The 10,843-nt window shown below is 42.8% G+C and carries 12 protein-coding genes and 1 pseudogene; 3 read left to right on the top strand and 10 right to left on the bottom strand.

What is annotated here, in order from left to right; genetic code table 11:
• Window positions 1-318 (top strand): annotated as a pseudogene (locus F824_RS0113865) (IS110 family transposase); the annotation flags it as partial.
• Window positions 319-643: 325 nt separating this feature from the next.
• Entirely contained in the window at window positions 644-1,063 is a 420-nt protein-coding gene (locus F824_RS0113855) for a LytR/AlgR family response regulator transcription factor (RefSeq protein ID WP_019598509.1), read from the top strand.
• 7 nt (window positions 1,064-1,070) lie between these two features.
• Here F824_RS0113855 and F824_RS0113850 read toward each other — a convergent pair whose 3' ends face one another.
• Window positions 1,071-2,300, bottom strand: a complete 1,230-nt coding sequence (locus F824_RS0113850) for an S-adenosylmethionine:tRNA ribosyltransferase-isomerase (RefSeq protein WP_019598508.1) — start codon at window positions 2,298-2,300, stop codon at window positions 1,071-1,073.
• A gap of 119 nt (window positions 2,301-2,419) precedes the next feature.
• Between F824_RS0113850 and F824_RS0113845 the strand changes: the two genes are divergently transcribed.
• Window positions 2,420-3,514, top strand: coding sequence for an o-succinylbenzoate synthase (locus F824_RS0113845; RefSeq protein WP_033405370.1), 1,095 nt, complete (start codon window positions 2,420-2,422; stop codon window positions 3,512-3,514).
• Between the two features lie 54 nt (window positions 3,515-3,568).
• Here F824_RS0113845 and F824_RS0113840 read toward each other — a convergent pair whose 3' ends face one another.
• The 9 genes from F824_RS0113840 to F824_RS0113800 form a co-directional block, all read right to left on the bottom strand.
• Window positions 3,569-3,760: a cold-shock protein gene (locus tag F824_RS0113840; RefSeq protein WP_019598506.1), complete on the bottom strand. Its 192-nt coding sequence runs from the start codon at window positions 3,758-3,760 to the stop codon at window positions 3,569-3,571.
• A gap of 182 nt (window positions 3,761-3,942) precedes the next feature.
• Entirely contained in the window at window positions 3,943-5,082 is a 1,140-nt protein-coding gene (locus tag F824_RS0113835) for a lactonase family protein (protein ID WP_019598505.1), read from the bottom strand.
• 4 nt (window positions 5,083-5,086) lie between these two features.
• Window positions 5,087-5,482, bottom strand: coding sequence for a monovalent cation/H(+) antiporter subunit G (mnhG, locus tag F824_RS0113830; RefSeq protein ID WP_019598504.1), 396 nt, complete (start codon window positions 5,480-5,482; stop codon window positions 5,087-5,089).
• A complete protein-coding gene (locus F824_RS0113825; protein ID WP_019598503.1) occupies window positions 5,475-5,750 on the bottom strand; it encodes a cation:proton antiporter in 276 nt (91 codons plus the stop codon). Before F824_RS0113825 ends, mnhG begins: the two co-directional genes overlap by 8 nt.
• Window positions 5,747-6,226, bottom strand: coding sequence for a Na+/H+ antiporter subunit E (locus F824_RS0113820; protein ID WP_019598502.1), 480 nt, complete (start codon window positions 6,224-6,226; stop codon window positions 5,747-5,749). The genes F824_RS0113825 and F824_RS0113820 overlap by 4 nt, the downstream gene beginning before the upstream one ends.
• On the bottom strand, window positions 6,223-7,746 hold the full coding sequence (locus tag F824_RS0113815; protein ID WP_019598501.1) for a proton-conducting transporter transmembrane domain-containing protein: 1,524 nt from the start codon (window positions 7,744-7,746) through the stop codon (window positions 6,223-6,225). Before F824_RS0113815 ends, F824_RS0113820 begins: the two co-directional genes overlap by 4 nt.
• Window positions 7,739-8,095 carry a Na+/H+ antiporter subunit C gene (locus tag F824_RS0113810; RefSeq protein ID WP_019598500.1) on the bottom strand — a complete coding sequence of 119 codons (357 nt, stop codon included), beginning with the start codon at window positions 8,093-8,095 and terminating at the stop codon, window positions 7,739-7,741. The genes F824_RS0113815 and F824_RS0113810 overlap by 8 nt, the downstream gene beginning before the upstream one ends.
• A 1-nt stretch (window position 8,096) precedes the next feature.
• On the bottom strand, window positions 8,097-8,507 hold the full coding sequence (locus F824_RS0113805; protein ID WP_019598499.1) for a Na+/H+ antiporter subunit B: 411 nt from the start codon (window positions 8,505-8,507) through the stop codon (window positions 8,097-8,099).
• Between the two features lies 1 nt (window position 8,508).
• Window positions 8,509-10,815: a putative monovalent cation/H+ antiporter subunit A gene (locus F824_RS0113800; protein WP_019598498.1), complete on the bottom strand. Its 2,307-nt coding sequence runs from the start codon at window positions 10,813-10,815 to the stop codon at window positions 8,509-8,511.
• Window positions 10,816-10,843: the final 28 nt, after the last annotated feature.

Below are 10,843 nucleotides of genomic sequence, written 5' to 3'. Positions count from 1 at the left end.
CGGACTCCAAAAGGGAGTAACAAGTTGGCGCTGGCTTTAAGAAATGCTGCAAACACCATTGATAAAACCAAAGATGGGGTGTTGACAAGGTTTTTCAAACGAGTGGCTTATCGCAAAGGAAGGGGAGCTGCCATTACCGCAACTGCCAGAAAGCTGGCAGTAATTATCTGGAACATGATTATAAAAGGAGAAAGATACCAGCCCGGTAATTTAGACCAATACCAAAAAGAAATGAAGGATCGAATGATAGCATCAATTAAAAAAAAGATGCTATCACTGAATATGTCAGCCGATGAGTTAAATGCTGCCCTATCATAAGTTAGATGGAAATATGCATTCCGTTTCCTAATACGGGTTAAATTTCCCGTTGAACTGGTGGAGCATTTGTCTATCAAATGTGGACTCAACTAAAAGGATTCAAAAAGACAGCACTCAAGAAGATCATGTAAAAATCTTAACGAAATCTTTTTAAATATCGGGTTAAATTTGTTGTCCAGGAATTCAAATCAGGATATATGGACTTAAACCTTGGGGCAAAATTTTCTTTTTGGAAATTCCTCAGAGATAAAGATTTTTTAGTCCCACAAAAAACAATCATTGCCGTTAGGGGTTTCTGATTTAGGGACATCAAATTCTTAAAATTATGAAAGAGGTATTGAAAGATTTTGAAACGAAGTCAAATGCCGGTACTGAAAATTTGGATACAATCGAAACTCAATCCAACATTCTCATCAAAAATGCGCTGTTTATCAGAAACAAAGGCAATCTGGTGAAGGTGAAATTTGAGGATATTCTTTGGATGAAGGGTGATGGGAATTATACCACTTTGGTGACCAGAACAAACGTTTTTTCCCTGAGAAACATCTTAAAAGAGTTTGAAGCTGTACTTCCGGATCAGGATTTTATCAGAATCCATAAGAGCTATCTGGTTAGAATCGATGAAATCAATACCATCAATCCAAGGGAGTTGAAAGTCTGCAACGATCTTGTACCTGTGGGAAGGACCTATTATCAAAACTTGATCAATGGCATCAATAAATTGGGGTCTGGAAATTTGGATTAGATTGTCCCTAAAATTCTTCATGCCATAAAAGACTACTGTCTCCAAAACTTAAAAATCGATACTCATTTTTTAGTGCCGAATCATAAATTTTCCTCCAGTTCCCTCCCGTAAAGGCAGCAACCAGTAGAATCAGTGTCGACGAGGGCTGGTGGAAATTGGTAACCAATCCCTGGCAAACACGGAAATTGTAACCGGGCATGATTAAAATCTCGGTACTTCCTGTAATCTCGCCAATTCCTTTCGCTTCCATCCACTTCAAAATAGTCTCAAAACTCTCCTTCCTGCTGGGTAAGCTTGTGAAGGGCTGATAGGGATAAAGTTTCGGGATCAAAAATTCTTCACCGGCATTTTGTTGAAGTTTTACGCCAAACCAATACAGGCTTTCCAAAGATCTCATGGAGGTAGTCCCCACCGCAATCAATGCATGCTCATGTTCGGAAATACGGGTGATCGTAGAAATGTCAACCACGATCTGCTCGCTGTGCATGCCGTGTTTGCTGACTTCTTCTTCCTTGATCGGCTGGAACGTCCCGGCACCTACATGAAGAGTCAAATAGTCAATGCCAATATTCCTTTCCTCAATCTGGTTGAGGATTTTCTCTGTGAAATGCAAACCGGCTGTTGGTGCTGCGACGGCACCTTCTTTTTTGGAATAAATGGTCTGGTATCTTGGTTTGTCCTCCTCTGTTGCTTTTCTGTTGAGGTAGGGTGGGAGAGGAACTTCCCCGGCTGCTTCCACGATCGACACAAAAGGGATAGCCGAGTCAGTCCAAGACAACCTGACCATTCGGTTTTCACGGTCCACCAATTCTGCCGACAAAACCAATTTCTCCTCTTTGATCGTAATCACCCCTTCCAAAACCTCCCCTTCTTTCCATTTTTTCAAGTTCCCGATCATGGTTTCCCAACTCACAGACCCTGTTTCTAGCATCACTTCATTGATCACCGTGGTGGGAAGAACGGGTTTAAGTAGGAAAATCTCGATTTTGGCACCTGTAGGTCGTTGAAAAATCAACCGCGCAGGGATCACCTTGGTATTGTTGAATACCATCAAGCTGCCTGATGGGATCAATTTTGGAAGCTCCGAAAAATGTAAATGTTCGATTTTCGAATTTTTGTAGTGAAGGAGTTTTGACTCATCCCGTTTTTCAAGCGGGAATTTTGCAATCCTATCCTCTGGTAAGGTATATTCGTAATCCGATAATTTGAGATCTTCCCAAGTGGGGTTTGTACGCATATTAAATCGCTGTTGTCCTCAGTATTTGAAATTCAGCCACAAATATAAGAGATAAAATTTCCCGTTTGGCTGAACCCAATGCAATCTCAGCTGTTTCATTCTTGAAAAACCAATTCCCAATGAATTCAATACTTCGAAACGTCTACTTTGATTATTTCCCACACCTCTTGAAATTCAAATTCGAGGCAGGTACTTCCAGAGGTGTTTTGAAACAAAAAACCACCTATATTTTGAAAGCTTCGGTTTTTTCAAATCCTGCTACAGTGGGTTTCGGTGAAGCGGCTCCTCTACCACTTTTGAGTTTGGACGACATTCCAGACTTTGGTATGAAAATGGCAGGTTTTTGCAAATCCCTTTCAGGAGCAGACATACCGATGGATGCCGCTGGATTTTCAAATTGGATCAATACCAATATCTCCGAACATTTCCCAAGTATCAGATTTGCCTTCGAAACTGCCTTACTGGATTTATTCCATGGAGGCAAGCAGCAGGTTTTTGATACTGATTTTTTCAAAGTTGGAAAAACGATCCCCATCAATGGCTTGATCTGGATGGGGGATAAAGGATTCATGAAAGACCAAATCGAGAAAAAGTTAGACGAAGGCTACGATTGCATCAAAATCAAAATCGGTGCGATTGATTTCGAGCAGGAATGCGAACTGCTGTATGACATCCGCTCCAGATTTTCAAAGGATAAGATTACCCTGCGGGTGGATGCCAATGGCGCATTTTCTCCAGATCAGGCATTGGCCAAGCTCCAAATTCTTTCAAAATTTGACCTGCACAGCATTGAGCAACCTATACGGCAAGGTCAAATGGGACAAATGGCCGAATTATGCAAAGTATCACCACTTGCGATAGCTTTGGATGAGGAATTGATAGGGGTTTATGGGGAATCGGAGCGAAGAGGGCTTTTGGAATCCATCATGCCGCATTATATCGTCCTAAAGCCAACTCTGGTAGGAGGTATTCAAGCCACGCGGGAATGGATTGATTTGGCAAATGAGTTGGGAATTGGCTGGTGGATGACTTCGGCACTTGAAAGCAATATTGGCTTGAATGCCATTGCGCAAATTACCTCAACTTTTGAAAACATACTTCCCCAAGGTCTGGGAACTGGACAACTCTATGAAAACAATTTTGATTCTCCTTTGGTGATAGAGAAAGGCAAGATCCGGTACGATAAAAATTTGGGCTGGGGGATATCACAATAAAAAGCTCCCCTTATTTTCATAAGGGGAGCTTTTAGATTGTTGTCAATGTATGTGTTAAGCTAACTTTACATTTACAGCGTTAAGGCCTTTTCTTCCTTCTTTAAGGTCGAAAGTTACATCATCGTCTTCTCTGATTTCATCAACCAATCCTGAGATGTGTACAAAATACTCTTTTGAAGACTCGTCGTCTACGATAAATCCAAATCCTTTGGACTCATTAAAAAATTTTACTTTTCCTGTGTTCATGATGTTATAATATAAATTGTAATGTATTGATTAAGCCAAAGGTAACCATTGTTTTTGGAATTCAAACATTTAGCCCAATTATTTTCCATTTATTTTCTTCACAAGGTCCAAAAAAAAGGCTTTATATTTCAAAATTGGTGTTTCGTCCACCTAAACCATTGATCTTTAATTGAATAGTTTTCTCAAGGAAGAGCGTAAAGGTAAACAGGTTTGGGTATGGAAAACCGCAAATCTGTTTTTGACAACTCTCCGGTTTTGGTGTTTCTTTCGAAGACCACGATGTCATTGGAGGCTTGATGGGCCACCAATAAGAATTCCCCATCAGGACTTAGGTTGAAATTTCTGGGCATCTGACCACCTGAGGAGATCCGCTGAACCAAACTAAGTTTCTTATCATTGCCAATCTCAAACACGCTGATTTCATTGGCATCACCCCTGTTGGAAGCATACACAAATTTCCCGTCTGCGGAAATACGTACCTCTGCAGCACCCACTGATCCACTGTAATTGGGGTTGGTGAGTGGCAGGGTTTGTGTTTGGCTTATTTTTCCCGCAGCATACGTGTAAACGCCAAGTTCTGCGGACAGCTCATGGACAAGATAAAATTGATCGCCTTTTGGATGGATCACAAGATGTCTTGGCCCTGATCCCGGCGTCACTTCAATATATGCAGGATTGGATGGAACAAGCGGAACAGAATAATCGGGATGGAAATCATAGATATGGATTTTATCCGAGCCCAAATCGCCAACCAGTAGTTTTTTCCCGTCCGTATGAAAAACAGTACTGTGGACATGGGCTTTTTCCTGTCTCGAAGCGTTGATGCTTTGTCCCTCATGCTGGATTGTCTGCACATGAACCAATTCACCTTCATTGACTTTGTACACGCTGAGGTTTCCTCCGGAATAATTGCCAACAACAAGGAATCCTTCGGAAGGATCTAGACTGAGGTAGCAGGGATGGTCACCAAAAGTATCCAATACACTGATCAATTCCAGCGTCCCCTCCATCCTGTCAAATTTGAAGGATTTCACCTTTCCTCCATTTTCACCAGCAGTTTCCTCCACGCTGAAGACCAGGTTTTGGGCCTTGTTGGCAATCACGAAGGATGGGTTCTGGGTAGGCGCAATGATCTTGCTCGATAAAGCCATTTTTTGAGGATCAAAGGAAAGCATTTGTATTCCTTGATAGCCAGATTCGGTGTAGGTACCAACTAAAAATGAAAAAACCGGATCCACTTTTTCCTCGGAAGGAGATTCATCGCAAGCATACAACATCAACATGGAGGCTAGAAGTGAGAAAAAAAATCCTTGCTTTTTCATGGTCTTATTCTTCTGGGTTGTGGGAATCCTTTTTAAGACTCTTTTGGTCTTCACTGCTTAATTTATGGGTTTTTGGATCATATTGACCCTCAAGATCATCCAGGATGGATTTTTTCCACATTTTCACCCCCGTGAAATAGGACGCCCTTCCAATCATGTGTGCCCCGACTGGTGCAGTAAGCAGCATGAAAAGGATAATGGCCAGCACCCTGGCAGTAATGGAGCTGTCGTTGAAATAAAATGCTGCGGCTACCAGAATCAGGCCGATACCCAGGGTTGCGGCCTTGGTGGTGACGGATATCCTCAGATAAAGGTCAGGCATTTTGACCACCCCGATGGCTGCCAACAGGATGAACAATGTTCCCAAAGAACTCAGGATAAAGATGGTTATTTCAGTCATTTCTTTCTCTTTTTTCTAGATAATAAGCAAAAGCGACCGTACTCAAAAAAGCGATCAAGGCCAAAATCATGGCAATGTCCAAGAAAGTAGGCTGATTGGTATGGATACTGTACACTGCAATGATCCCAATGCCGGTGGTCAGCAATAAATCCAAGGAAATCACCCGATCAGAAAGCGTTGGTCCGATCAGGAACCTGATGAAGATAATCAATACGGAAATACTGAGTATCGGTAAAATGATGTAATAAAGATAGTCGTATAAATTCATCTTATGATCTCTAAGAGCTTCTTTTCGAAGCCGTTTTTTATTCCCAGTATAAATTGTTCCCTATCCTGTACATACATCGCATGAACATAAAGTACCTTTCTGTCGTCAGACACATCTAAGCTGAGCGTTCCAGGCGTAAGGGAAATCAGATTGGCCAGCAAGGTGATTTCCAAATCCGTCTTGGCTGTCAGCGGTATTTTTACGATCCCTGGCTTCATGTAATGCTTCGGGGTGATCACATCATATGCCACTTCGATATTGGCTTTGACGAGTTCGTACAGAAAGAAGAAAATAAAATAAATGATTTTCGGTCCCCTGGTGAAGTATTTGTTTTCACTTCTGTTGACGCTGATGATCCAAAGTAGGATAAAGCTCAGCATAAATCCAAAGATGAAATTTTCTGCCGAAAAGGCACCAGTAATGGCGACCCAAATAAAGGAGAGCAGAAGATTGCTCAAAAACCTGGTTTTGATCATGGTGTGAGGGGTTTAGCTCCCAAAACTGCATCGATATAATTTTGAGGATTCATCAGGTCTGCTGAAATGTGCTTTGATAAAACGATGATGTGTTCTGCAAAAAATCCAATATACAAAGAAGTAATGCCAAGTAGGATAACAGGAAGGACCATGGCCCATCTTTTTAGAGGTTTTATTTCATAAAAGTACTTCACCCCGATTTTCTTTGGAATGCTCACGTCGGGTTTCCAGAATACCTCCGCCCATAATTTGGCAATGACCCAAAGGGTGATGAAACTTCCTAACAAGATGAAACCTATCAGTACATACTGTCCACTCAAATAGCCGGCTTGGATAAGGTATAATTTTGCCCAAAAACCAGAGAGCGGTGGTATGCCGACCAAAGAAAAAAGTGGAATGGCCATCAATAGGGAGAATTTAGGGAATTGTCGGTAGAAGCCTCCCAATTTCTCTATGTTCAAAGTTCCTTTCAATTTGAAAATCAATCCCGCGACCAGAAACAGGTTGGTCTTGACGATGATGTCATGAATGAGGTAGAATAGCGCGCCGACCAAGGCCAATTCCGTATACATGCCCAATCCTGCAATCAAAAATCCAATATGGCAAATAATTAGGTAACTGAACATTTTCCGCATGTTTACCTGAAGCAAAGCACCCAAGCCACCCGATAGAATCGTCAAGGCTGCCAATCCAATCAGCAGATTGCTCAAAAATTCATCGGGGATGAATATCAGGGTGAATATGCGAAGCAGAGCATATACGCCAACTTTGGTGAGCAATCCGGCAAAAATAGCGGAAATGGCAGGAGGGGGCGTATGGTAAGAAGCGGGAAGCCAAAAATACAAGGGGAAAATGGCGGACTTGATCCCAAAACCAATCAGGAAGAGAATGGCAGTGACGTTGACCAAGCCCCTGTTTTCAACTTCAGCGATTTGGATGGAAAGATCTGCCATGTTCAAACTACCGACGAGCCCATACAAGATAGCGATCGCTGTAAGGAAGATGGCAGAAGCCAAAAGATTCAAGGTTACATATTTGATGGCACCCTCAATCTGGGATTTTTCTCCCCCAAGCGTGATCAACACAAACGAGGCGATAATGATGATTTCGAACCATACGTAGAGATTGAAAATATCTCCTGTCAGAAATGCACCATTCAAGCCCATCAAAAGAAAATGAAGGATGGGGAAATAGCCGAATTTCAACCTGGCATTTCGAATACTTCCCGCTGAGAAAATTGCCACGGCGAATCCAGCAATGGAAGTCAACAAAACCATGGTGGCGCTGAAAACATCCGCCACGAAGGTGATGCCAAAGGGCGCCTGCCATCCACCTGCTTGGGAAATAAGAATGCCATTCTGCCAGATTTCCGAAAACAGCCAAATGGATATTCCCAAGGAAATAAGACTGAAGATGCCACTGATCAGTCGCTGAGCATTGACATTGAGCCAGAAAAACATCAACAAAATGGCTGTGAACAGCTGAAATATGATGGGCAATACGATGTATGGGTTATTCATATATTTCGTCTGTTGTATTCAATTCATCCAAATCATCTGTCTTGGCCACTTTGTAGGCCCTCTTTACGAGTATGATCGCAAATGACTGCAATCCAAAACTGATAACGATGGCCGTAAGGATCAAAGCTTGGGGAATAGGATCCGCATAGATTTCAGTAAACATTTTAGCGGTACTTTCTATGATTGGCGGTTTGCCTTTGACGATTCTACCCAATAAAAAGATAAGCATATTGGCACCGTTACCCAACAGGATCAGACCAATGATGAGTTTCACCATACTCCTGCGCAGCATCATGTAAATGCCCGCGGCGTATAACAAACCGATGATAATGATCAATAATATTTCCATCCTATAATGTTTCTGAAATGGTGAAAATGATGGTCAGTGTAATTCCTATGACTACAATATAAACCCCTGTATCAAAAAACAATGCCGTTCCCACCATGCCAATCACCGGAATGGGGTCGTCCATCCAAAGACCCGTCATAAAATTTTGTCCTAAAAAAAGGGGGGCAGCACCACTGATAATGGCAATGAGCAGGCCCACGGGGATCAAAAAACCAGGATGGAATTTGATAATTGTCCTTGTCTTTTCCAGCCCGTTGGCAAAGGAGTGGATCACAAAGGCAATCGATGCTATCAACCCCCCCACAAATCCGCCTCCGGGCAAATAATGACCCCTAAGCAGGATAAATATTGAGAACAGGATCAAGAGTGGCAGCAGGTAGGACGATGCTGTTTTGAAAATAAGGGTCTTCATATTATTCTTTTTCTATACTTTTTAATCTCAATTTCAACAAGCTGAATACGCCCAAGGCTGCAATGGCCAACACCGAGATTTCTCCCAAGGTGTCAAAACCCCTAAAGTCCACCAAGATCACATTGACTACATTCTTCCCTTTCGCAAGGGTATAGGCATTCTGGGCATAAAATTCCGAAGTCTCCCGGTTCAATGGCTCATTCAAAACTTCCAAGGTCAACACGGCAATCAACAATCCGAAAAACACAGAAAGTATTCCATCCCGGATCCTGATCGGCGTGCTGGAAAAGGTATTGTATTTGGGAAGGTTGTAAATGACCAGGACAAACAAAATTACCGTCAATGTATCAATGGAAAATTGCGTCATTGCCAAATCCGGTGCGGAGTAAAACAGGAAGATCAAGCAAATGGAATATCCGATGACACCCAAAGAAGCCACCGCCACCAACCTGGAAGTGGAGAATACCGTGAATACGATCGAAACCGCCATGATCAGCAATACAATGATTTCATACAGCGTCACGTTTTCAAACATCTCCGCCTTGATCTGAAAACCAATCCCATTATACAGTCTATAGGCAAGGAGGACCGTCAAAAAGCCAAGAATGGTAATCACGTAATTTCTCAAATACCCATTTTGAAAAAATCCCGTCCAGATACGGGCAAATCCCGAAAAGCCTCTGGCGAAGTGTCCGACAAGTCTTTCGGGTGAAAGGAATTCAAAGCGAAAGGCTTTTTGAAATAGATTTTTGGAGGGCTTCAATTTCCAAAACAAGAGAGTGCCCAATATTAAGGTGGTCATACTCAATCCGAAAATCAAATTGAAGCCATGCCAAAGCTTGAGATGGATTTCGGTTCCACTTTTTGAAATACTGCTGAACAAAGGCTGGATGAGGGATTGTTCTATAAGAGAAGGAAACAACCCGAAGACAAGACCTAAAGAGGCCAAGATCAGAGGTGGAACCCACATCAAAGGCGAAGGAAGATGAACCTTTCCGAATTTTTCAGGCAAGGCTCCGATAAACGGTTTGACACCAGCCAATAATCCAGCGAACAGCAGGCAGATATTGGTCACGATGGCAGCGCCTGTCAAAACCACTGCCCATTCTCCATATTGCATGGTGGCTTCATAAATTAGGTCTTTCCCGACGAACCCGAAGAAGGGGGGAGCCCCAGCATTGGACAAGGCAGCAAGGATTCCGGCAAGGGCAACAGGCAACATCACTTTCCCCAATCCAGACAATACCGTGACATCACGTGTGCCGGTTTCATGGTCGATGATTCCAGCTACCAAAAACAGCGTTGCTTTGTAAAGAGCGTGTACCAAGATGAAGACCCCTGCTGCAAGAAGCGCTTCGTCGGTTCCCAAGCCGATTAGAAACACCAAGATACCCAAAGCGGATATGGTGGAATATGCCAGAATCCCCTTAAGATCCAAGCGGAAGAGCGCGTGGATTGCGGCATATAGCATGGTGATCGCCCCAACAGTCACCAATGTGCTGTTCCACCAAAAGGTGTCTCCCAAAACCGGAGAAAATCTCGCCAAAAGATAAATCCCTGCCTTTACCATCGTGGCGGAGTGCAAATAAGTACTGACCGGTGTTGGTGCTTTCATGGCTCCGGGCAGCCAGAAATGAAAAGGAAATTGTGCGGATTTGGTGAATGCACCTATAAATAGGAAGAAAATAATTCCCCCATAAAGGGAATTGCTTTTTATGGCTTCCGAAGAGGAAAGTAGTTCCTGGATGGAGTACGACCCACCGACGGTTCCCAAAAGAATCATCCCCGCCAACAGGAAAAAACCTCCCAATCCAGTGATACTCAGTGCTAGCAATGCTGATTTTCTGGAAGCCGGCTCTTCGTTGTTGAAGCCGATGAGGAAAAAGGAACTGATACTGGTCAATTCCCAGAAAATAAACAGGGTAATGATGTTGTCAGACAAAACCAGGCCCAACATGGAGGCCATAAACATGCAAAGGAAAGCATAAAAGCGGTCAATGTATTCATGTCCCTTCATGTAACTGAAGGTGTAGAAAAACACCAAGACACCTATTCCTGTAATCATGAGCACAAAAAGCAGAGACAATCCGTCCAATCGGAAGGAGAGGTCTACACCAAAACTTGGTACCCAATCATAAAACATGCTGACGGGATCCCCGTTTTTGATCCTTGGGAAAAAGCTGGCAAAATAGCCGAACAGCAACAAAGGAAGCAAAGGGAAAATCAGAGAGGCGTTTTTCTTTAAATAGGGACTGAAAAACGGCACTATTGCAGCCAATATAAATCCGGATAAGATGGCAATAATCATAGCTTTTCGGGTGATTCCTTTACGACTT

Source organism: Rhodonellum psychrophilum GCM71 = DSM 17998, from assembly GCF_000381545.1.
Taxonomy (GTDB): domain Bacteria; phylum Bacteroidota; class Bacteroidia; order Cytophagales; family Cyclobacteriaceae; genus Rhodonellum; species Rhodonellum psychrophilum.
Note: the sequence above shows the minus strand (reverse complement) of the source record. Positions and strands in the feature narration are given on the sequence as shown.